This is a genomic window from Paramagnetospirillum caucaseum (assembly GCF_000342045.1).
GTDB lineage: Bacteria > Pseudomonadota > Alphaproteobacteria > Rhodospirillales > Magnetospirillaceae > Phaeospirillum > Phaeospirillum caucaseum.
This window is the reverse complement of record NZ_AONQ01000037.1, coordinates 1-21,709: the sequence shown is the minus strand read 5'-3', so window position 1 is coordinate 21,709 and position 21,709 is coordinate 1. Positions and strand designations below refer to the sequence as shown.

The 21,709-nt window shown below is 64.5% G+C and carries 19 protein-coding genes; 14 read left to right on the top strand and 5 right to left on the bottom strand.

Annotated elements, in window-relative coordinates; translation table 11 throughout:
- Window positions 1–87: 87 nt before the first annotated feature.
- From H261_RS13805 to asnB, 5 genes are all read right to left on the bottom strand, one after another.
- Window positions 88–1,902, bottom strand: coding sequence for an ArnT family glycosyltransferase (locus H261_RS13805; RefSeq protein ID WP_008618590.1), 1,815 nt, complete (start codon window positions 1,900–1,902; stop codon window positions 88–90).
- 26 nt (window positions 1,903–1,928) lie between these two features.
- Window positions 1,929–3,491 carry a B12-binding domain-containing radical SAM protein gene (locus tag H261_RS13800; RefSeq protein WP_081608949.1) on the bottom strand — a complete coding sequence of 521 codons (1,563 nt, stop codon included), beginning with the start codon at window positions 3,489–3,491 and terminating at the stop codon, window positions 1,929–1,931.
- Between the two features lie 187 nt (window positions 3,492–3,678).
- Window positions 3,679–4,287 (bottom strand): class I SAM-dependent methyltransferase, encoded by a 609-nt coding sequence (locus H261_RS13795; protein WP_008618588.1) that lies wholly within the window; start codon window positions 4,285–4,287, stop codon window positions 3,679–3,681.
- Window positions 4,288–4,297: 10 nt separating this feature from the next.
- A complete protein-coding gene (locus H261_RS13790; protein WP_008618587.1) occupies window positions 4,298–5,167 on the bottom strand; it encodes a glycosyltransferase family 2 protein in 870 nt (289 codons plus the stop codon).
- A 191-nt stretch (window positions 5,168–5,358) separates the two neighbouring features.
- Window positions 5,359–7,062: an asparagine synthase (glutamine-hydrolyzing) gene (gene asnB, locus H261_RS13785; protein ID WP_008618585.1), complete on the bottom strand. Its 1,704-nt coding sequence runs from the start codon at window positions 7,060–7,062 to the stop codon at window positions 5,359–5,361.
- A 320-nt stretch (window positions 7,063–7,382) separates the two neighbouring features.
- Between asnB and H261_RS13780 the strand changes: the two genes are divergently transcribed.
- From H261_RS13780 to hisH, 14 genes are all read left to right on the top strand, one after another.
- On the top strand, window positions 7,383–8,522 hold the full coding sequence (locus tag H261_RS13780; RefSeq protein ID WP_008618583.1) for an NAD-dependent epimerase/dehydratase family protein: 1,140 nt from the start codon (window positions 7,383–7,385) through the stop codon (window positions 8,520–8,522).
- Window positions 8,519–9,691 carry a LegC family aminotransferase gene (locus tag H261_RS13775; protein ID WP_008618582.1) on the top strand — a complete coding sequence of 391 codons (1,173 nt, stop codon included), beginning with the start codon at window positions 8,519–8,521 and terminating at the stop codon, window positions 9,689–9,691. Before H261_RS13780 ends, H261_RS13775 begins: the two co-directional genes overlap by 4 nt.
- Window positions 9,688–10,848, top strand: coding sequence for a UDP-N-acetylglucosamine 2-epimerase (gene neuC / locus H261_RS13770; protein WP_008618580.1), 1,161 nt, complete (start codon window positions 9,688–9,690; stop codon window positions 10,846–10,848). Before H261_RS13775 ends, neuC begins: the two co-directional genes overlap by 4 nt.
- A 3-nt stretch (window positions 10,849–10,851) precedes the next feature.
- The gene (neuB, locus tag H261_RS13765; protein ID WP_008618578.1) at window positions 10,852–11,910 is read left to right on the top strand and encodes an N-acetylneuraminate synthase; all 1,059 of its coding nucleotides are present in this window, start codon (window positions 10,852–10,854) and stop codon (window positions 11,908–11,910) included.
- Window positions 11,911–12,065: 155 nt separating this feature from the next.
- The gene (locus tag H261_RS23415) at window positions 12,066–12,665 is read left to right on the top strand and encodes a 3'-5' exonuclease (RefSeq protein WP_008618576.1); all 600 of its coding nucleotides are present in this window, start codon (window positions 12,066–12,068) and stop codon (window positions 12,663–12,665) included.
- Window positions 12,666–12,769: 104 nt separating this feature from the next.
- On the top strand, window positions 12,770–13,420 hold the full coding sequence (locus H261_RS13755) for an acetyltransferase (RefSeq protein ID WP_008618574.1): 651 nt from the start codon (window positions 12,770–12,772) through the stop codon (window positions 13,418–13,420).
- A complete protein-coding gene (locus H261_RS13750) occupies window positions 13,417–14,466 on the top strand; it encodes a nucleotidyltransferase family protein (protein WP_008618572.1) in 1,050 nt (349 codons plus the stop codon). The genes H261_RS13755 and H261_RS13750 overlap by 4 nt, the downstream gene beginning before the upstream one ends.
- Complete coding sequence (locus tag H261_RS13745) at window positions 14,463–15,335, top strand: DMT family transporter (RefSeq protein WP_008618570.1); 873 nt, start codon at window positions 14,463–14,465, stop codon at window positions 15,333–15,335. The genes H261_RS13750 and H261_RS13745 overlap by 4 nt, the downstream gene beginning before the upstream one ends.
- Window positions 15,336–15,388: 53 nt before the next feature.
- The gene (locus H261_RS13740) at window positions 15,389–16,015 is read left to right on the top strand and encodes an exonuclease domain-containing protein (protein ID WP_008618568.1); all 627 of its coding nucleotides are present in this window, start codon (window positions 15,389–15,391) and stop codon (window positions 16,013–16,015) included.
- A 23-nt stretch (window positions 16,016–16,038) separates the two neighbouring features.
- Window positions 16,039–18,090, top strand: a complete 2,052-nt coding sequence (locus H261_RS13735) for a B12-binding domain-containing radical SAM protein (protein ID WP_008618566.1) — start codon at window positions 16,039–16,041, stop codon at window positions 18,088–18,090.
- 4 nt (window positions 18,091–18,094) lie between these two features.
- Window positions 18,095–19,102 carry a radical SAM protein gene (locus H261_RS13730; protein ID WP_008618564.1) on the top strand — a complete coding sequence of 336 codons (1,008 nt, stop codon included), beginning with the start codon at window positions 18,095–18,097 and terminating at the stop codon, window positions 19,100–19,102.
- On the top strand, window positions 19,099–20,022 hold the full coding sequence (locus H261_RS13725) for a sulfotransferase domain-containing protein (protein ID WP_008618563.1): 924 nt from the start codon (window positions 19,099–19,101) through the stop codon (window positions 20,020–20,022). The genes H261_RS13730 and H261_RS13725 overlap by 4 nt, the downstream gene beginning before the upstream one ends.
- Window positions 20,023–20,035: 13 nt before the next feature.
- Window positions 20,036–20,881, top strand: a complete 846-nt coding sequence (gene hisF / locus H261_RS13720) for an imidazole glycerol phosphate synthase subunit HisF (protein WP_008618561.1) — start codon at window positions 20,036–20,038, stop codon at window positions 20,879–20,881.
- Window positions 20,874–21,533, top strand: coding sequence for an imidazole glycerol phosphate synthase subunit HisH (gene hisH / locus H261_RS13715; RefSeq protein WP_008618560.1), 660 nt, complete (start codon window positions 20,874–20,876; stop codon window positions 21,531–21,533). The genes hisF and hisH overlap by 8 nt, the downstream gene beginning before the upstream one ends.
- Window positions 21,534–21,709: the final 176 nt, after the last annotated feature.

Sequence of the window (21,709 nt, the reverse complement as noted above, 5' to 3'; positions counted from 1 at the left end):
GCTCGCGCCCGCCCGGCGCATGAGGGCGATCCCAGTGATCGGTTCCGATCACTGGGATCTGGTATGAGACCCTGGCGCGGTCCCGGGTTAGGGACCGGTCATGTCGCGCAAGGTCGAGGCACAGCGCCTCTCATACGGCGCATGCGTCAGGCGCGCCCAGGTATCGCCGAGGTCGGCCGGTAAGGCTCGCAGCGAATTGCCGAAATCCATGACGGTCGCACGCACCACCTCGGCCTGTCCCTTGCGCGCCAGCTTGGCCCGCGTGACTTCGCCTGCCGCCACCGGTCGCACCACGGGCAGATCGTCGCGCCAGGCGGATTTCAGCAGCTTGACCTCGTAGGCCCAAGGCCCTCCCGTACTCCACAGGGTTCGGTAGTTCTGAGCGATCAGAGGCCGCACGCGGGGCGCATCCACCAGTTCTGTGTCCAGATGCGCATCATCCACCAGAACGCGGATTTCACCCGATTCCATCAGCGCCTCGAAATCCTCGCCCCTGAAAATGTGGTAGCGACGCGCGACGGCTTCGTCCAGGTGCAGGCGCCAGAACATCCAGGCGATGCCGTTATTGTACTCGAAACCGACCGGCAGGCGACGCACCGCCATGGCCACCGGCAGTACCCCTGTATTCATGAGCAACTCACCCGGATCGGTATAGCGTTCCAGCCAGCAGGCCACCCGGGCCGCCGTAACGGGGCGCCCGTCGCTGGGTTCATTGCGACGCAACAGCGCGGAGAACGTGAAGAAGAAAAAGTGAAGCCCGTAAGCCGCCAATACCAGGGCCAGAACCACCTTGGCCGGACGTGGGCAGGGTGAGCCCCTTGTGGCGTGCGCCAGCGCCCCCACCGAGATCAGGACCAGAAAGGGAAAGATCGATTGGATGTAGGAACCGCCGGACACTACCGTGACGAAGTGAATGCCCAGAATTCCGGCAACCATCCAGGCCGAGGCTGACACCACGGAATCAACCTTGACCTCGGCCCACCAGGCCCGCAGGCGCCTTTGCTTCGCCACCAGGATCACCGCCAGGACAGGCGGAACAAAGACGATGCAGTTGCCGAAGGACGCCTTGGGCGAACCGTCCGCACGCACCAGGAACGACGTCAGCGTTTCCCAACGTATGCTGAGGAAATTCAGCACCACCTGCAGCGCGGTATCCGCCTGCCAGCGATTCACCACCTCGGCCTGGGCGCGCGCGCCCACCAGATTGAACAGCGTGGCCTGGAAATCCGCGACCAGCAGAACCAGGAGCGGTAATCCGGCCACAATACCCGCCAGGATAAAGGGGGCCACGATGCGCTTGGCGGCCGGGCCCCAGCCACCGTACACGGCCTTCCCCTGACGGAGCGCCAGATACAGGATGACGCCGCCAACCGGACCGAGCACCAGGCGGGTATCGGCCATCCAGCCGGTGATGAAGCCTGCGGTCAGGGCGACAGCCAGGGAAGGACGGCGACTCAGGATGCACCACACGGCAGCCAGCGCCGTCATATTGGCCAGGGGGAAGTGAATGACCTGGACATTCCAATAGAACATGAAATGCGACAGCCCCACCATGACGAAGGCCAAGGCGCCCCAGGCGCGGCCCCAGGCGCGGGCTGCCAGGGAGCCGGACATGCACGCCAGCAGGATGACGCAGGCCACCGAGATCAGACGGGCCGCTTCGAGGGAAGGCGACAGGAATTTCGAGATCAGGGCATAGGGCAGGTAGAACCCAGGTGCCTGCAGGATCAGGAAATCAAGGACCGGCCACCGGCCCAGGGCGATCTGCTGGGCGGAATAATAATAGCCCGGCTCGTCGCCCCCGACCGGATAGTACCACGAGACCAGGAGGACCCAGGCAGCCCAAAGGCCCGCCCCCAACATCAGATAGGGTGACTTCCCGTGACCGATCATGGAATTCATCAATCTAGCCCTCAGAATCAACAACGTCAGAATACATTCCGCCCCTTCTGGCCGGTCTTGGAGCTCTCTGTCGCAAAGGCAAAGGGGATCTTCGGCTTGTTCATGGACAGCAGCATCATCGCTCCGTCCACGTATTGCCCGATCTCGCTCCAACTGCGAATCCGGCTGATGCGCTTGGCGATATAGGACGGCCTGAAATAAAACCGCCGGAATGCTTTCTTTTGAAGATCACGGATCTGGTCGATGGACTGGTAGCCGTCAGGCAGATAGACGGGGACGGAGCGACCGAGGTATTCACCGGACAGCATTCGCCCCGATTGGACCGCCAAATCATAGAGACCGGTTCCGGGTTCGGGAAAGAAGATGTTGAAATTAGCGTAATCCGGATCCAGCTGAATGGCGAAATCGATGGTCTTCTCGCCCAGTTCCGGGGTCTCGTTGGGCAAGCCCAGCATGAACGACCCGCGCGAGATGATCCCCGCTTCCCGCGTCCATCGGCTGGCATTGACCGCCTGTTCGAGGGTTGCCTTCTTTTCGAGGAAATCGAGCATCTCCTGCGTTCCGGTCTCGAACCCGTAGAAGATGTTCCAGCAACCTGAATCGCGGGCCATGCGCAACAGCTCAGGCGAGATCAGGTCGACACGCGCATAGCCCGACCAGGTGATATCAATCTTCTTTTCCTGGATCAGGCGGCAGAAGGTCTCCACCCATTTCTTGTTGATGAAGAAGATATCGTCCCAGAATTGAATTTCCCGGATTCCATACCTGGACTGCAGGCGCTGGATCTCGTCGATCACCAATTCAGGCGAATAGCGACGGTACTTGTCGGCGAAGCGTCCGGCCTGGAAGCAGAAATTGCATCGGAACGGACAGCCTCGGGACGTCACCATGCTGGTCATGGGATAGCGCCGGATCTGGCCGGGAATGTTCCGGTACAGCGAGAAATCGAACTGATCCCAGTCGGGGAAGCCGAAGTGATCCAGGGAGCGGGAGGAGTGGGTTTCCTGGGTTTGAACGATCCCCTGTTCCGACCGGAAGAAAAGCCCGTTTACCTCTTCCAGGGAGGCGCGGGTACCGTCGTAAAACTCCAGCAACTCGATCAGGTCGGCTTCGGCCTCGCCATACACCGCCACGTCGGCCGGAATGTCGGCCAGCGTCTTCTCGCGGAATGTATAGACATGGGGGCCGCCAATCACCACCAAGGTGTCGCGCAGAGCCGGATGCTCGCGAACCAGCCGCACGGATTCCACGGCCTGGGCAAAGTTGGCCGTAAAAACACTGAACCCGACAATATCGGGTTTGAATTCGACAATTTTCCGAATCAGGCTTTCAAAATCATCACCGAGAGGACCGGCATCGTTCACGGTCACATCACAACCATAGTCCTTGGCGACCCTCGCCAGCATTCCCAGCCCCAACGGGGGCGTATAGCCGTAAATCTTCTTCTTCGATTTCTTCGTGTTGATGCCGTACCCCATTTTCATCGTATCGTATGGCACGGTACTGAAGAAGATGCGGATGGGCCGCGTGCGTGGGATGTCCCAAAGCCGCTGGGGAGTGGGGCGAGCCACATGGTTCATTGGCATCATCTGGTGATCCGGGGCGTTAGAGGGTGATGAGATTTGGACTCAATGCGGATGGCGGGCGTTGGCGCCATGGCCCCTTAGGGCCGGTGGGCGTATCACAGTCCAGCGGAATGCGCCGACACCCGCCGCCTTTGGCCCAAAAATAGCCGCTATCTGAAGCAAAAACACGGTCAACTCCTGCGGCCGCCAATCAGGACGCCTTGTCCAACCGGGCCAGAAAATGCAGCGACCGGTCACACATCAATGTAAGCGGCCAGCCGTAGATTCCAAGGGCCCCCTGCCAGTCCGTGACCCGAAGCCCCAGGCGGAGCCAAGCGGCACGCCACTGTTCCTCGGCCCAGAAATTGTAGGTCAGCACCGTGCCATAGGGCGCATTACCCGCCCAATCCATCAGCTTGAGCGTTGATTCGGCGAACAAGCCGTGGATGAGATGGTCCTTGATCACCAGACCCTTGCGCGCCACCCGGCAGGCTTCGCGCATCAACACCTCAGGGTCGTCGGTATGATGCAGGACGTCGATGATCATGGCGTAGTCGACGCTGTCATCGGCCAGAGGAATGGTCTTGCCGTCATATTCCCGTGCCGGAATCAGGCATTCGGGTCGAATCCTGATATCGACGCCCTGGGCCGACAGATCAGGCCGCCGGCGCAGCATGAGGCTTTCCACCAGGCCGTTGCCACAGCCGACATCCAGGACCGACGCCCCCTGTGGCAGCAGGGCGGCGATCCTGGCCGCCAGCACCTCGGCCCGGCGCGTGGTGAAATGGCGACGGTGAAACTCGCGCAGCAGGGAACTCACGGCACGCCCTTCATTCGTTCTTCGACACGACCAGGAACTGACGGAGCAGTTCACCCAGCAGGCCGAAACAGAAAATCAACACCGTCGTCATCAGTCCCAGGAAACCGATCAGTACGCCCGTCTCACCATCGAACCCGGCGCTCAGCGCCAGCAGCAGCAGGCTGGGCAACCCGGTCAGCGCACATAGAACCAGAAACAGCTTGAGCGGATTGTAAAACAGAATCGCCTGGACGATGTATTGCAGGGTGCGCAGCGAATCGCGGAACAGCCTGACCTTGGTGCCCCCCACTCGCTTGTGGTAGTCCGCCGGCATGTAATTCACATACTTGCTGCACAGCATGTAGGCCAGGGTCTGCGACGTGGTGAAGCTGAACCCGTTGGACAAATGCGGGAAATAGGACGTCACCGTCGCCTTGGAAAACACCCGCAGGCCGGAATTGACGTCGGGAATGGTGCGCCCGGCAGTGAACTCCACCAGGAATTTCAACAATTGGCGCAACGGCTGCTTGAGCGCCGACTCGCGGTAATGAGGGCCGGTACGGGCGGCGACCACCAGATCGAATCCCTGACGATATCGTTCAATCATCGCCGGGATAGTCTCTATGGGATAGGTGCCGTCGGCATCCACGATGACGATGGTGTCGTGGGTGGCCGCCTTGATGCCGAGCTTCAGGGAATGGCCGTAACCCACGTTGTGCGGCTTGCGCACCAGTACAGCTCCCGCCTTCTCGGCCAGGGCGGCGGTGTCATCCAGGGAACCGTCATCGACGACGATCACCTCGCCGCCCCTCTCCATGCCGGCCAGAATGGCGCGGACACGTTCGACCGTATCGGCGATGGCACCCTCTTCGTTATAGGCCGGTATGACGACGGAAATCATGCAGAGATCCCTGTTTGCAAGGCGGGGCTCCGCCCCAAAAGCGGCGGCGATCATATGCCGAGGCCGGACCCAAGTCCATCGGCTTCGCCCAGCCAGAGGCCCAGGCAAGTCAGCGCGAACAGGCGGAAGCCGTGGTCTGCACGACGCTCGCCATGCTCGCGCCACAGTCGTTCCACCGCCGCCCGGTCGCATCATTCCAGCAGCGGCCCGCCCAAGGTGACGCCGCGGGCCAGTTCGGCCAATCCGCCGTTCAGCCAGTGGGCGACGGGCGCATTAAATCCCGCCTTCCTGCGGTCGATGACCCGGGCCGGCAGGCGGCGGCGGGCAGCCTCCTTAAGGATATACTTGGTCGTCAGCCCGCGCAGCTTCCAGTCGACGGGCAGGGCGGCGGCGAACTCCACCACCCGGTGGTCGAGCAGCGGAGCCCGTGCCTCCAGCGAATGGGCCATGGTCATGCGGTCGACCTTGACCAGGATGTCGTCAGCCAGCCAGGTCTTGATGTCCACGTACATGGCCTGATCAAGGTAATGGCAGCCCTCAACCGCCTGGAAATGCCGGGCGAAGCTGTCGAAAGGCCGGCAGGCCAACACCGCCGCCCGCCGGTCAGGGTGGAGCAGCGCCGTCTTGGCGTCTCCCTCGAACAGGGTTCGCCAGGAATAATGGGCCTGGGGAAAGGGAAGCGGATGGCCGGCCAGGAATTGCCGGGCCTTGTAGTCCCAGCCGACCTTGGCGTGGGTAGCCGGCACCACGGCATCGAGAATCCTACCCCCGGAGGCGGCGGCCCAGCCCGGAATCCAGCGGGTCATCTGATGGATACGGTCGGCGGCATAGGTGACGTAGCCGCCGAAAGCCTCGTCCCCGCCGTCGCCGGACAGGCAGACGGTGACGTGGCGTCTGGCGAATTCCGACAGGAACCAGAGCGGAATCATCGAGGTATCGGCGAAGGGTTCGTCGGCGGCATGGACCATGGCCGGCAGGATTCCCGCCATGGCCGCATCCACGTGATGGGCGTGATTGCGCACACCCAGGGCATCGGCGGAAATCCGCGCCTCCGCCGCCTCGCTATAGCCGCGCTCGCTGAAGCCGATGGTGAAGGTTTCGATTCCGCCCAGGCGACCGCTCCGCGCCATGGCCTCGACCGCCATCGCCGAATCCAGCCCCCCGCTCAGAAAGGCCCCAAGTGGGACATCGCTCACCATCCGGTCCCGCACGGCGGTGTCGATCAGTTCGCCCAGTTCGTCCATGGCCGCGTCCCGGCTGGTAAAGCGGCGCTTGGCCTGGAAATGGGCCGCCAGATTCCAGTATGAACGGCGCTCCACATGGGCTTCGCCCACCTCCAGCACTTCCCCCGGACCAAGCTTTTCCACGCCGTCCAGAATACAGGCATCCCCCAGCACATATCCCAGCGACAGAAACTGCGACACGGCCCTGGAACTGATGGAACCGTCCACGAAAGGATGCAGCCGCAAGGCCTTCAGCTCCGAGGCGAAGGCGATGCCTTCCCCGCGCAGGGCAAAGAACAGTGGCTTTTTCCCCAGACGATCCCGTGCCAGGGTCAGGACCCGGCGCCTCTGATCCCACACCGCGAAGGCGAACATCCCCACCAGACGCTCCAGGCAACCGGTTCCCCACTCGGCAAAGGCGTGGAGCAGGACTTCGGTGTCGCTGTGAGTCTGGAAGTGATGCCCTCGCCCTTCCAGCACTGTCCGCAGAACGGCAAAATTATAGATCTCGCCGTTGAAGACGATGGTCAGCCCCGCCTCGGGCAGATCCATGGGCTGGTTGGCGGCGGAGCCGGTGTCGATGATCGACAGCCGGCGGTGGGCAAGGACGGCAGGGCCACGCCGGGCCAATCCGTCCGCGTCGGGACCGCGATGTGCCAGTGCACGGCTCATAAGCCCGGCAACGGCCTCATCATCACGGCCGTCCCATCGTACCGTCCCGGCAATCCCGCACATGAACCCGCCCCTCAAGGTTCCATCGACCATTGCGATCGATGAACCGTCCCGGCATAGACCACAATGTGCCGACGATTATAGTGCCTGGAGGCATTATTCCACCATTATCTCATCGCCCGGATTCGGTGGTTCACGCCCACGGCATCTATGGTCTTGCCGGGTTTTGGCCCTAGCATGCCCGGACGGGAATGAGGTATCAGTCATAATGATCCGAACTGTCGGCCCTGGGTGGCCGACACTGCAAGAAGGGGTTCCGCGTGACCATCAGCGCCAGCATGTACCGTCGGGCCGATCAGGTCGCCTTCACCGTCAACGCCCATCTGCCCGAGGAGTATCAGGCCGAGATCCTGACCGAGCAGCTGCGCGCCGCCAAGGAGGTGCTGGCCCCCCGCGGCCTGGCCCGGCGCAAGGTGCTGGTGGTGGGCGGGGCGGGCTATATCGGCTCGGTGCTGACGGGCAAGCTGCTGGATGCCGGCTATCAGGTGCGCTGCTCGGACCTGTTGCTGTACCGCAACGGCGTCACCGTCACGCCCTACCTCAACCACGCCGATTACCAGTTCATGAAGGGCGATCTGGCCGATCCCGCCCACCTGGAGAAGGCCTTCGACGGCATCACCGACGTGGTCATCCTGGCCGGGCTGGTGGGCGATCCCATCACCAAGAAGTACCCGGAGGCCTCGGGCCGCATCAATGATGACGGCATCCTGCGCCTGATCGATGCCTGCAACGGGCGCCGTCTCAACCGGGTGATCTTCGTCTCCACCTGCTCCAATTACGGCCTGATCCCGGAAGACGCCACCGCCGACGAGAATTTCGAGCTGACGCCGCTGTCGCTCTACGCCAAGTCCAAGGTGGCCGCCGAGCAGAAGCTGATGGCGCTCAAGGGCAAGGTGGATTACCAGCCCACCGTGCTGCGCTTTGCCACCGCCTTCGGCCTGTCGCCCCGCATGCGCTTCGACCTGACGGTGGGCGAGTTCACCCGCGCCATGTTCCGCGCAGAGGACCTGCTGGTCTATGACGCCCATACCTGGCGGCCCTATTGCCACCTCAAGGATTTCTCCGAGGTCATCCGCCGGGTGATCGAGGCCCCGCCCGAGCGCGTCGCCTTCGAGGTGTTTAACGCTGGCGGCGACGTCAACAACGCCACCAAGCAGACCATCGTCGATACCATCAAAGCCTTCCTGCCCGCGGCGCCGGTGCGCTATCAGGCCCATGGCGCCGACCCGCGCAATTACCGGGTCAATTTCGCCAAGATCAAGCGGGTCCTGCATTTCGAGCCCGCCATGACCGTGCGTGACGGCGTCGCCGAGCTGCTGGGCGCCCTCAACCAGGGCCTGTTCAGCGACGTGGAGGTCAACAAGCCCTTCTACGGCAATTACGAACTGGCCTATCCATGAGCAGCCTGCCCGCCGCCCTGCCCCAGGCCATCGTGGCGGCCATGCGCTCGGTCCTGCCGGCGGGGCGCTGCGGCCTGCACGAGCCGGAGATCGCCGGCAACGAATGGGCCTATGTCAAGGAATGCCTGGATACCGGCTGGGTCTCATCGGTGGGCTCCTACGTGGACCGCATCGAGAAGGATCTGGCCACCTATACCGGCGCGGCGCGGGCCGTGGCGGTGGTCAACGGCACCGCCGCCCTGCATGTGGCCCTGCATCTGGCCGGCGTCAGGGCGGGCGACGAGGTGCTGATGCCCTCGCTGACCTTCGTCGCCACCGCCAACGCCGCCCATTACCTGGGCGCCATCCCCCATTTCATGGATGCCGAGCCCCATTATCTCGGCCTCGACATCCCGAAGCTGGCCGCCCATCTCGACCGGGTGGCCATCCGCAAGAACGGCCATGTGGTCAACAGGGAGACCGGGCGGGTGATCCGCGCCCTGGTCTGCATGCACACCTACGGCCATCCGGTGGATCTCGACCCGCTGGTGGAGCTGTGCGCCGCCTGGGGCCTGAAGCTGATCGAGGATGCCGCCGAGTCGCTGGGCAGCCTCTACAAGGGCCGCCACACCGGCAATCACGGCCTGATCTCGACACTCAGCTTCAACGGCAACAAGATCGTCACCACCGGCGGCGGCGGGGCGATCCTGACCAACGACCCGGCCCTGGCCGACCGGGCCAAGCACCTGACCACCACCGCCAAGCAGCCGCACAAGTGGGATTTCGTTCACGACGAGATGGGCTTCAACTATCGCCTGCCCAACCTCAACGCCGCCATGGGCTGCGCCCAGCTCGAGCAATTGCCCTCCAAGCTGGAGCGCAAGCGCGCCCTGGCCGCATCCTATGCCGCCGCCTTGGCCGGCCTGTCCGGCCTGCGCTTCCTGACCGAGCCGGACTTCGCACGCAGCAATTACTGGCTGAACGTCATGCTGCTGGACGACGCGGCCCTGCTGGAGCCGGTGCTCGACGCCACCAACGCCGCCGGGTTGCAGACCCGCCCGGCCTGGCGGCCCATGCATCTGCTGGCCATGCATGAAGGCTGCCCGCGCATGGACCTGTCCACGACAGAGGACGTGGCGGGCCGCCTGATCAACATTCCGTCCTCGCCCCAGATGGCCGGAGAGCCATGAATCGCCGGCGCATCGCCGTGGTCACCGGGTCGCGGGCCGAATACGGCCTGCTGGCCGGGCTGATGCGCCTGCTGGCCGCCGATCCCCGAATCGAGCTGCAGGTGGTGGTGACCGGCATGCATCTCGAGCCCCGCTTCGGCCATACAATCGAAGCCATCGAGCGCGACGGCTTCGCCATCGCCGCGCGGGTGCCCATCCTGGAGGACGGGGACAGCGAGCTGGCCAGTGCCCGCTCCGTCGGTCGCGCCGTCATCGGCCTGGCCGAGGCCTTCGAGCGCCTGAAGCCCGCCATGGTGGTGGTGCTGGGCGACCGTACCGAGATCCTGGGCGCCGCCCAGGCCGCCATGCTGCTGCGCATTCCGCTGGCCCACATCCATGGCGGAGAAGCCACCGAGGGCGCGGTGGACGACATGGTCCGTCATGCCATCACCAAGATGGCCCAGCTCCATTTCGCCGCCGCCGAGCCTTATGCCCGCCGCATCATCCAGATGGGCGAGGACCCTTCCCGCGTTCACATGACCGGCGCGCCCGGCCTGGACGCCATCCGCGACTTGCGCCTCAAGGACGCGCCCGAACTGGGGGCCGAGCTGGGCTTCCCCCTGGAGCCGGGTCCTCTTCTGCTGGCGACCTACCATCCGGTGACCATGGACCCGACCGCCTCGGTGGCCGGGATCGAGGCCTTGCTGCGGGCGCTGGACAGGTTTCCCCAGGCCCGCGTCATCATCACCGGCGTCAATTCCGATGCGGGCCGCGACGCGGTCACCGGGCGTATCGCCGCCTTCTCCGCCGGACGGGCCAACGTGCTGGTCAAGGACAGCCTGGGACAGGTCAATTATCTCAGCGCCATGGCCCTGGCGGCGGCGGTGGTGGGCAATTCGTCCAGCGGCATCATCGAGGCGCCGGCACTGGGCGTACCCACGGTCAATATCGGGCCGCGCCAGGGTGGGCGCCTGCGCGCCGCCAGCATCATCGACTGCGCCGAGGATGACGGTGCCATCACGGACGCCATCGTCCGGGCGCTGGACCCCGCGTTCCGCGCCGGCTGGCCCAACCCTCTGTCCCTGTATGGCCAGGGCGACAGCGCGGCCCGCATCGCCGCCATCCTGGCCGAAGCCGAGCCTTGCCTCATCAAGCCGTTCCGCGATCTGGGAGTCTGAGCCATGGGCGTGTTCATCATCGCCGAAGCCGGCGTCAACCATAACGGCGATCCCGCCCTGGCGCTGGAGCTGATCGACGCCGCCGCCAGGGCCGGAGCCGACGCGGTGAAGTTCCAGACCTTCGAGCCCGAGGCCCTGGCCACCGGTGCCGCCGGCAAGGCCGAGTACCAGAAGGTCACCACCGGCAGCGGTGAAAGCCAGCTGGACATGCTGCGCCGTCTGGTGCTGCCCAAGGAGTGCTATCCCGCTTTGCAGGAACGCTGCCGTAGCCGAGGCATCCGCTTCCTGTCCACACCCTTCGACCTGGGCAGCCTGCGCTTCCTGGTGGACGAAGTGGGCATCGATCTGCTGAAGCTGTCATCGGGCGCCGTGGTGCACGGGCCGCTGCTGCTGGCGGCGGCGCGCACCGGCCTGCCCATCATCCTGTCCACCGGCATGAGCACCATGGGCGAGATCGAAGGCGCCCTGGCGGTGTTGGCCTTCGGCGTCACCCAGCCCGTGGGAAACCCCAGCCAGGACGTCCTGGCCTCCCGTGACCTTGCTCCGCTGGCCGGGCGGGTCACCCTGCTTCACTGCACCACCGAGTATCCCGCCCCCCTCGACCAGGTCAACCTGCGGGCCATGGATGGGCTGGCCGCCCATTTCGGCTTGCCGGTGGGCTATTCCGATCACACCCAGGGTATCACCGTCACCGTGGCGGCGGCGGCGCGTGGCGCCATGGTGGTGGAAAAGCACTTCACCCTGGACCGCGCCCTGCCCGGCCCCGACCACAAGGCCTCGCTGGAGCCTGACGAGCTGGCCGCCATGGTCGGCGCCATCCGCGAGGTCGAGCAGGCCCTGGGCGTGGCCGAGAAGGCGCCCACACCGGCGGAGCTGCAGGTGGCCAAGGTGGCCCGCGCCAGCCTGGTGGCCGCGCGGCCCATCGCGGCGGGTACCGTGCTGACCGAGGCGGACCTGGCGGTGAAGCGCCCCGGCACCGGCCTCTCGCCGCTGCTGTACTGGCACATGCTGGGCCGTGTCGCCGGACACGGCTACCGGACCGACGAGTTGATCGACCCATGATACCGGTCGGCCATTGAAATGACCGACCTCGTCCCTCGCCGGGCGCGGGCCTCCGCCCGCTTGGCCGCCGCCGCCCTGCGGACCATGGTCCGCCCGGACCTAAGGGCAATGGCGGCCAGATACCGGTCAACGAGTCACTTCAAAGGTTGGCAGGTATGACCCCCCCCATCTTCGTTTTCGATATGGAATGGACCACCTGGGAAGGCGCCCAGGCACGCGGCTGGAGCGGGCCGGGCGAGACCATGGAGGTGGTGCAGATCGGCGCCATCCGCCTTGAGCGCGACACGAACGGGCTGGCCGAAACCGCCGCCCTGTCCCTTTTGATTCGGCCCCGAATCAATTTCATCCTGAGCGCGTATTTCATTGATCTGACCGGCATCACCCAGGCCGAGCTGGATGCCGGCGGCGTGCCCCTGGCCCAGGCGCTGGACGCCTTCACCCGCTTCGTCGGCGATGATGGTGCCATCTGGAGCAATGGCGGCGACGAAACGATCCTGCAGGCGAATTGCCACCTCGAAGGCCTGACCCTGGCCCTGGAGGAAAACCGCTTCCAGGACGGCCATCCGCTGCTGATCGCCAGCACCGGATTGCCCAGCGCCCAGCTGGTCAGCGCCGACCTCCCCGCCCTGATGGGCACCGCCGCTCCCGCCGACGGGCGCCGCCACGATGCCCTTGACGATGCCCGTGCCCTGGCCGGCGCCCTGGCCCGGATCGGAGCCTTCGGGCCGCCGTGCGGCTTGACGTTCACGACATGAACGCACTATGCTGCGCGCCGTTTCCCCAGCCGTGGCGGGCCTGTTTTGGCTCACCCGGACTGCGGTAGCGTGCCGGAATCCTCCCCCATGCCTTATCCTCCCCCATGCCCTCCCATCTCCCCCTGATCATCATCGGTGCCGGCGGCCACGCCAAGGTGGTGCTGGATGCCTGTCTGGCGACCGGCCACCGCGTGCTTGGCCTTGCCGATGCCGATTCTTCGCGCCATGGCACCAAGGTGCTGGGAATCCCGGTCACCGGTGGCGATGATTGGGTCCGTACGTTTGCCTGCGCCGACGTGATGCTGGTCAACGGCATCGGCTCGGTCGGGGATTCCTCGTCGCGGGCCGGAATCCAGGCCACCTTCGCCGCCCTCGGCTACCGCTTCGCCACCATCATCCACCCCTCGGTGGTGATCGGTCGCGAGGTTGAACTGGCCGACGGCGCCCAGGTCATGGCGGGTGCCGTCATCCAACCCGGCTGCCGCCTGGCCAACGGGGCCATCGTCAACACCCGCGCCGCCATCGACCACGATTGCCGGATCGGCGCCCATGCCCATATTGCCCCCGGCGCCGTGCTGGCCGGCGAGGTGAGCGTCGGTGAAGGTGCCCATGTCGGAGCCGGGGCAAGTGTGATACAAGGCATCCGCATCGGAGCGGGGGCGGTGATCGGCGCCGGGGCCGCCGTGGTGCGCGATGTGGCCGCCGGCAAGCTGGCGCTCGGAATTCCCGCCAAGGAGATCGGGACGTTCAAATGAAGTGGATGAATTGCCTTATCTCATCCGACGTGACGATCCTCGACACGGTGCGGCGCCTGGACGAGGTGTCGGGCCGCACCCTGCTGGTGGTGGACCCGCGGCGCAAATTGCTGGGCACCGTCACCGATGGCGATGTCCGCCGCGGCCTGCTCAGCGGGCATCGGCTGGAGGACAGCGTTGCCCAGGTGATGAACCCGACGCCCAAGACCGCCAATAACGAGGATTCGCGCGAGAATATCCTGACCATGATGCACACGCTGAAGGTCCGCCAGATTCCCCTGGTGGATTCGGAAGGCATCGTGGTCGGCGTCGAGACCATCGAGGAACTGGAGCGCGGCCCCTCCACCCGTGACAATTGGGTGGTGTTGATGGCCGGCGGACTGGGCACCAGACTGCACCCGCTGACCCAGAGCACGCCCAAGCCGCTCCTGCGCGTCGGCAACAAGCCGGTGCTGGAAATCATCCTGGAAAGCTACATCAAGCACGGGTTCCACCGCTTCTACCTCGCGGTGAACTACAAGCGTAAAATGGTGATGGAGCATTTCGGCGACGGCTCGCGCTGGGGCTGCGAGATCCGCTACATCGAGGAGGACCAGCGCATGGGCACCGCCGGCGCCCTGGGCCTGATCCCCGAGCCTCCGGCCTCCCCCCTGATGGTGATGAACGGCGACCTGCTGACCAGCGTCAATTTCGAAAGCCTGCTGGAATACCACCAGGAGAACGGCGCCGACGCCACCATCGGCGTGCGGGAATACGAGTTCGAGGTTCCCTTCGGCGTGGTCAACATGGACGACCACCAGGTCAGGGGCATCGACGAGAAGCCGGTCAACAAGTTCTTCGTCAATGCCGGCATCTACGTGCTGGAGCCAAGCGTGCTCGCCCTGCTGCCCCAGGGAACCTATCACGACATGACCACCCTGCTGACCGACCTGATCGCCGCGGAACGCAAGGTGGTGGCCTTCCCCATCCGGGAATACTGGCTCGACATCGGCCAGCCCGACGATTTCGTCAAGGCCAACGCCGACTTCGTCAACGGACTGGAATGACACCCGTCCATCGGGCGGGAATCGCCCTGGCCCTGGGCGCCGCCATGGCGGGCGGCGCCACCTTGCTGCTGTTGAAGTGGCTGGGAGGAAGCCATGCGGCCCCCGAGGTGGTGTTCTTCCGCTTCCTGCTGGGCCTGCCCATGGTGGCGCTGCTCATCCGGTTGCGCGGCCCGCTGGTCCCGAGCCGGGTGCCGAAACAACAGCTGGTCCGGGCCATCCTGGGATTTGCCGCCATGCTGGCCGGCTTCGCCGCCATCGGCCACATGACCGCCGCCACCTACACGGCGGTGGTCTTCACGTCGCCGCTGCTGCTGGCCGCACTGTCCTGGCCGCTGCTGGCCGAACAGCCGGGACGCAACGGCTGGCTGGGCGTCGGAGCGGGATTTTGCGGCATCGTGCTGATCGCCCGCCCGGATCTGGGCCTGCCGTCATGGCCGTTCCTGCTGGCGGCGGCCTCGGCGGTGTTCGAGGCCTTGTGCACCGTCCAGGCCCGGGTGATCGGTCGAAGCGACGACGGCCTGACCACCCTGCTGTGGTTCACCCTGGTCAGCCTGGGTCTGTCGGCCCTGGTCCTGCCCCTGGTCTGGCAAAAGCCCACCGCCTTGGAACTGGCCGGATACCTGGCCGTGGGAACCATTGCCAACCTGGCGCAGATCCTCTTCCTGGAGGCATTGCGGCGGATCCCGGCCTTTCTGGTCGCCACCTTGCAATACCTCTCCTTCGTGGTGGTGGTGCTGGGCGGCAGTCTGCTCTTCGGCGAGACACCCGGCGGGGCGGACGTGGCAGGAGCGGTGCTGATCATCGCCGGCGGCCTGCTGGCGATCCGCCGGCAGCCTGACGACGGCCCCAGGCCCGTCTCTCATCCTTGATTCTTGCCGCCTGTTCGTGCGATGAACATGCACCTTGATTGAGCGGAAGCAGAATGTCCCTGGACACCATCCGTGCTGTGGAGACCCTGAGTTTCCCGCCAATGCGTTTCTCCGACGACCCCGAATTCGTCGTCTTCGATACCGAATGGACGGCCTGGGAAGGATCCATGGCCCGCGACTGGTCGGGGCCGGGCGAATACCGCGAACTGGTCCAGGTGGGCGCGGTCAAGCTGGATGCCTTGACCCTGGAGGAAACCGACCGGCTGGAACTGATGGTCCGGCCCCGTTTCAATCCGGTCCTGTCGGATTATTTCAAGGATCTCACCGGCATCAAGCAGTCGCGGGTGGACCGCGAGGGGCTTGATCTGCCCGAGGCGCTGGACCGCTTCGCCACCTTCATGACGCCTGAGGGCTGGGGGGCGAGCAATGGCGGCGACGATGTCATCATGCGCGAGAATGCCGAACTGTACGGCCTTGAATTTCCGCTTGCCAACGCCACCTTCACCAATCTGCGCCCCATCCTGGTGGAGCGTACCGGCATTCCGAGGCCCCGGCTGGTGACCGGCCAGCTGGATTCAGTCCTGGGATTCACCTGTGACCTGGCGGCCCACGACGCGCTCGCCGACGCCCGCAAACTGGCCGAGGCCCTGCGCGTGCTGCGCGGTCGCGGCCAGATCTAAACCGACCCTCCACGAGGTTACCGATGTCCACCAAGCCGTTGCGCATCCTGTTGAGCCATCTCAAGCACATCACCTCGGGGCGCCATTCCAGTTTCATGCCCATCGCGCTGGGCTATATCGCCGCCTATGGCCGCAAGGTCTGCGGCCCCGAGAACCTCGACATCCGGATCGTCGAGGACCCCAACGAGTTCGAACGGCTGGTGGCCGAGTGGAAGCCGGACGTGGTGGGCATGTCCCATTATTGCTGGAACGCCGAGCTCAACTATCTGTCCATGCGCCACGCCAAGGCCATGCTGCCGGACGTGACCTGCATCGCCGGCGGGCCGGAATTCCCCGACAATGACGGGGAATGCATCGAGCTGCTGTCCAGCCACCCGGAAATCGACTTCTTCGCCTATGGCGAGGGCGAGGTCCCCTTCGCCAAGCTGCTCGGTCGCCTGATGGCCGGCGATACCCTGGCGACGCTGAAGGCCGAGGTGCAGGAAGGCCTGATGGCCGTCCATGACGGTCACCTGCTCAAGGGCGAGCGCCCGGCGCGCCTGATGGACATCGACGTCATTCCCTCGCCCTTCCTCGACGGCCTGATGGACCAGTTCTTCGACGGCGAGCATTCGCCCATGATCCAGACGGCGCGCGGCTGCCCCTATTCCTGCACCTTCTGCAACGCAGCCCAGGACTGGTACAACAAGATCGCCGCCTTCAGCCTGGACCGCATCCGCGCCGAACTGGACTTCATCGCCGAGCGGGTCAAGGACAAGCCCGAGCTGATCCTGGCCATCACCGATTCCAACTTTGGCAGCTTCAAGCGTGACGTGGAGATCGCCGAGCACATCCGCAAGCTCCAGGACACCTACCACTGGCCCATGGCCTTCGACTTCACCACCGGCAAGAGCCAGTACGAGCGCATCCTGCACGTCTCCGACCTGATGCAGAACCGCTTCAAGATCCTGACCGCGCTGCAATCCATGAACCTGGATACCCTGGACGTGGTCAAGCGCAAGAACATGACGCCCGAGCAGTTCCACATGGTGCACTCGGAGATCAAGAAGCGCGGCATGCTGTCCTCCTCGGACCTGATCATGCCCATGCCGCTGGAGACCAAGGAAAGCTTCTTCGACGCCTACCGCATGAACACCGAGGCCGGCATCGACTGGATTTCCTCCAACACGCTGTGCATGCTCAAGGGCACCGAGATGGCGTCCAAGGCCTGCCGCGAGAAATACGCCATGCAGACCAAATGGCGCCTGGTCGCCCGTCAGCACGGCACCTATTACGGCGAGACCTGTTTCGAGGTCGAAGAGGTCTGCATTGCCACCAGCACCATGTCCTTCGCCGAATATCTGGAATGCCGCGGCTTCGGCTTCATCTCCACGGTGTTCTCCGAACCCCAGTTCGACATCGTGCGGCGCCATGTGCGCGAACTCGGCCTGTCCCAGCACGACCTGATGCTGAAGATCTGGGGCCGCTCGGCCCAGGGCGACAGCCCGGTCGCCGGCATCTACGCCGAATATCTGCGCCAGTCCGAAGGTGAACTGTTCGACACCCAGGCTGCCGTCGAGGAATTCTATGCCCGCCCAGAGAACCATGCACGTCTGCTCAACGGCGAGATCGGTGACAACCTGATCCGCCGCTTCCGTGGCCAAGTGTTCAGCCAGCAGGCGGTAGCCGCCCTCGACTTCGCCTATGAATGCCTGCTGGAACTGGCCGAGGGCCGCGTCACCGCCGACCAGGCCGAAAGCCTGCGCGAGGCACGGCGCTGGGCCACCACCGTGCGCATGGCCCACGACGCCTTCGCCGGTCGCCTGGAGTCCGGCGAGGAAGAGGTCCCCTTCGCCTTCGACGTCATGTCCTGGTACAACGGGCGCGACGAAAGCGGTCCGCTGGTCACCTATGCCGGCCAGGTGACCTACCGCCTGTGGTGGGACGCCAAGTCGATCCGCGACATCCTGAACACCGGCGTGTCCATGTACGGCAAGGACATGTCGCTGACCATCCCGCGCATCCTGGAATACTACGACATCACCTTCTTCTGGCGGAAATGCGAGCGGGTCAAGGCCCGTGTCGCCGCGGAATAGAGCCATGACCGAGCGTGCCAATCCCCTCGATCCTCTTTACGCCCTGTGCAACCAGGGCAACTCGGCCGAGAAGTACGCCGGACTGCCCGCCTTTCCCCGGCTGGTGGACCTGGAACTGACCAATACCTGTAACTTCCGCTGCCTGATGTGCCCGACTGGTAATTTCTCGCAGCGCAGGGAAAAGGGCCTGATGAGCGAGGAGGTGTTCTACCGCGTCCTCGACCAGCTGGCCCCCACCCGCACCCCCATCCGCTTCATCCGCTGGGGCGAGCCGCTGCTCCATCCCAAGGTGGTGGACTTTATCGAGGCCTGCTCGCGCGCAGGCATCGTCAGCCACATGAACACCAATGGCAGCAAGCTGACCGAGGAACTGGCCGGGCAGCTGATCGATGCCGGCCTGAAATCGCTGAAATTCTCGTTTCAGGGCGTGGACCGCAAATCCTACGAGGAGATGCGCAATACCGACTTCTTCGACGGCCTGCTGGAGACCATCGAGATGCTGGCCCGGGTCAGGGGCGACCGTGCCTTTCCCTACCTGCACATCTCGACCACCATCACCTACGAGACACCCGCGCAGGTGGAGGCCTTCACCAAGCGCGTCACCGGCCTGGTGGAAAAGGTCAGCGTCGGGCGCACCATCCTGGATCTGGTCGATCTCAACGCCGTCCGTCTCAAGCCCCACGAGGTCGAGCGCCTGCGCTGGCTCAAGGAACACGAGAGCCTGGTCAAGAACCATCCGGAATGCCCCGAAATCTTCGACAAGCTGTCCATCAACTGGGACGGTTCGGTCAGTGCCTGCTGCAATGATCCGGACAATCTGATGCTGGTGGGCGACACCGCGACCCAGACCTTGGCGGAGATCTGGAGCGACCGGGTCATCACCAAGTACCGCGAGATGCTGGTGGACATGCGCCACGACGAATTGCCGGTGTGCAAGGATTGCTGGGATTACATGGACCTGTTCGCGACACCTGAGGCTGGCTCCAAGCCCGCACAGAAGGAAGAATCATGAAGTTTCAACCCCTTTACGTGGCGGGCTCGCGGCTGGCGGGACCGGTCAAGCCGCTCTTGAAGCAGGCGTTCTATCGCGCCGTCATCCATCCGCGCATCGACAGCCACGTGGCCATCTGCAACTCGATCCCCAAATCGGGAACCAACAAGCTGCGCATCTTCCTGGCCAATTACCTGTACAAGTACTACGTGGATCGCGACACGCTGGTCACCTACGCCATGACCGACGACATAATCCCCAATACGCGCGAAGCCTATCTGGCCAATCCCGACAACTACAAGCCCAGGGACAAGTGGCGACATGTCTTCAAGGGTCTGCCCTATGACGACATCATCAACTGCCACACCACCCGTTTCCTCGAGTATTTCGACGGCAAGCTGGTCTTCGTCTACCGTAATCCGCTCGATTACCTGGTCTCGTTTTTCTACAACCAATACAAGTACCGCCCCGAGCTGTCGGACAAGTTCGCCATGGTCCAGGAGATCATCGACGGTGACCTGGGCAATTACATCCGTCATTACACCGACATGCAGCGCATCGGCGCCAAGCGCGACATGTTCTCCATCACCTATGAGAACATGATGCTCTATCCCCATGCCTCCTACCGGCCGCTGCTGGAATATCTCAACATTCCCGTCGATGTGGACGTGCTGGACCGCGCCGTGCGCGATTCCGACATCAAGGTGGTGCGCAAGGAGGAGGAGGCCGCCGGCCCCATCCATTCGCGCCCCGGCTACAAGGGCTTCTTCACCCGGTCGGGCGAAATCGGCCAGTGGAAATCGGTCTTCACCCCCGAGGACGTGGCGCGCTGCCGCGCCATCCTGGCCGAGGCCGGAATGTCCCTGGATTCCTTCATCATCGAGCCGCCCACCGACACCATGGCTCGGGCGGTCGAGGCCCCAGCACCAAAAGAGTCGTGACGAGCCACCCGCCATGACCGTCCGCCTGATCGCCCGCCTCGACATCAAGGCCCCCAACCTGGTCAAGGGAATCCAGCTGGAGGGGCTGCGCGTCCTGGGCAAGCCCGAGCTGTTCGCGCGGCACTATTCGGCGGAGGGTATCGACGAACTGTTCTACCAGGACGCTGTCGCCTCGCTGTACGAACGCAACAGCCTGCTCGACATCATCGAGCGCACCTCGCGCGAGATTTTCATTCCGTTGTGCGTCGGCGGCGGCCTCAGAAGCGTGGACGACATCCGGGTGGCGCTGCAATCGGGGGCCGACAAGGTGTCCATCAACACCGCCGCCATCAACCGCCCTGAATTCATCGCCGAGGCGGCCAACATGTTCGGCTCGTCCACCATCGTGGTGGCCATCGAGGCCATCCGCCAGCCCGACGGTCGCCATCTGTGCTTCACCGATTGCGGTCGCGAATTCACCGGCCGCGACGCCATCACCTGGGCCAAACAGGTCGCCGCCTCCGGTGCCGGCGAGATCTTGCTGACCTCGGTGGACAGGGATGGGACCGGCAAGGGCTTCGACCTGGAACTGATCGCCGCCATCGCCGCCGCCGTGCCCATTCCGGTGATCGCCCATGGCGGGGCCGGAACCCCCGCCCATGTCTGCGAGGCCGTCACCACGGCCGGAGCCGACGCGGTGGCGGTGGCCTCGATCCTGCACTACCACACCATCCAGGTGACCGATGTGGGAACCAGTTCATCACACGCCCATTACGGCCACTCGGCGCGCGGCGTCCAACCCAATTCCGTGGACAGCCTCAAGCAGGCCATGGCGGCGGCGCACATTCCCGTCCGGCCCGCGGTGACCGACCATGACTGATGCCAGGCCCACTATCGCCATCATCGATTGCGCCCATGGCAATCTGTTCAGCATCGCCCAGGCCTGCCAGCGGGTCGGACTGGAGCCACTGGTCACCCATGATGCCGGCGCCATCGCCGATGCCGGCGCGGTGATCCTGCCCGGGGTCGGCGCCTTCGGCACCGCCATGGAGGAGATCCGCGCCCGCAATCTGATCGCCCCCATCGAAAAGGCCGCCGCCTCGGGCCGGCCCTTCGTCGGCATCTGCCTGGGCATGCAGCTTCTGTTCGAGGAAAGCCGGGAATTCGGCACCCATGGCGGCCTGGGACTGCTGAAGGGCGACGTGGTCCGCTTCGACGAGACCCGTGAGGAAGGCTTGCGCAGCAAGGTGCCGCAGGTGGGGTGGAACCGCATCCGGCCATCGCAGGGCGAGACGTGGACCGGCAACCTGCTCGACGGCATCGCCCCGGATTCCTACGTCTATTTCCTGCATTCCTTCTACGTGCGGCCCAGCGATCCCCAGGCCAGATTGGCGTTGACCACCTATGGCGGGGAAAGCTATTGCTCCGCCGTTCAGCACGGCAACATCGCCGCCTTCCAATTCCACCCTGAGCGCAGCGGCCCCATCGGGCTCGCCATTTTCAGGAACCTGGCTAAACTCGTCTCGGCCTGACCATTCCGTCCCACAGAGTAGAACCCATGCAAAAGCACGATATCATTACGAAGTATAACCTGCCGCGTGAGGTCAAGTTCTGCAAGAAGTGTACGATTTCCAACCAGCGGCCCCGCATTGCCTTTGACGAGCACGGCGTGTGCAGCGCCTGCAATTACGCCGAGTTCAAGCGCGCC

Coding starts and splice junctions, on each gene's coding strand:
- hisF (WP_008618561.1), top strand. CDS start 20,036: ATGACCGTCCGCCTGATCGCCCGCCTCGACATCAAGGCCCCCAACCTG.
- H261_RS13805 (WP_008618590.1), bottom strand. CDS start 1,902: ATGAATTCCATGATCGGTCACGGGAAGTCACCCTATCTGATGTTGGGG.
- H261_RS23415 (WP_008618576.1), top strand. CDS start 12,066: ATGACCCCCCCCATCTTCGTTTTCGATATGGAATGGACCACCTGGGAA.
- H261_RS13745 (WP_008618570.1), top strand. CDS start 14,463: ATGACACCCGTCCATCGGGCGGGAATCGCCCTGGCCCTGGGCGCCGCC.
- neuC (WP_008618580.1), top strand. CDS start 9,688: ATGAATCGCCGGCGCATCGCCGTGGTCACCGGGTCGCGGGCCGAATAC.
- H261_RS13790 (WP_008618587.1), bottom strand. CDS start 5,167: ATGATTTCCGTCGTCATACCGGCCTATAACGAAGAGGGTGCCATCGCC.
- H261_RS13750 (WP_008618572.1), top strand. CDS start 13,417: ATGAAGTGGATGAATTGCCTTATCTCATCCGACGTGACGATCCTCGAC.
- asnB (WP_008618585.1), bottom strand. CDS start 7,062: ATGAGCCGTGCACTGGCACATCGCGGTCCCGACGCGGACGGATTGGCC.
- H261_RS13775 (WP_008618582.1), top strand. CDS start 8,519: ATGAGCAGCCTGCCCGCCGCCCTGCCCCAGGCCATCGTGGCGGCCATG.
- H261_RS13730 (WP_008618564.1), top strand. CDS start 18,095: ATGACCGAGCGTGCCAATCCCCTCGATCCTCTTTACGCCCTGTGCAAC.
- H261_RS13755 (WP_008618574.1), top strand. CDS start 12,770: ATGCCCTCCCATCTCCCCCTGATCATCATCGGTGCCGGCGGCCACGCC.
- H261_RS13735 (WP_008618566.1), top strand. CDS start 16,039: ATGTCCACCAAGCCGTTGCGCATCCTGTTGAGCCATCTCAAGCACATC.
- H261_RS13800 (WP_081608949.1), bottom strand. CDS start 3,491: ATGATGCCAATGAACCATGTGGCTCGCCCCACTCCCCAGCGGCTTTGG.
- neuB (WP_008618578.1), top strand. CDS start 10,852: ATGGGCGTGTTCATCATCGCCGAAGCCGGCGTCAACCATAACGGCGAT.
- H261_RS13740 (WP_008618568.1), top strand. CDS start 15,389: ATGTCCCTGGACACCATCCGTGCTGTGGAGACCCTGAGTTTCCCGCCA.
- hisH (WP_008618560.1), top strand. CDS start 20,874: ATGACTGATGCCAGGCCCACTATCGCCATCATCGATTGCGCCCATGGC.
- H261_RS13725 (WP_008618563.1), top strand. CDS start 19,099: ATGAAGTTTCAACCCCTTTACGTGGCGGGCTCGCGGCTGGCGGGACCG.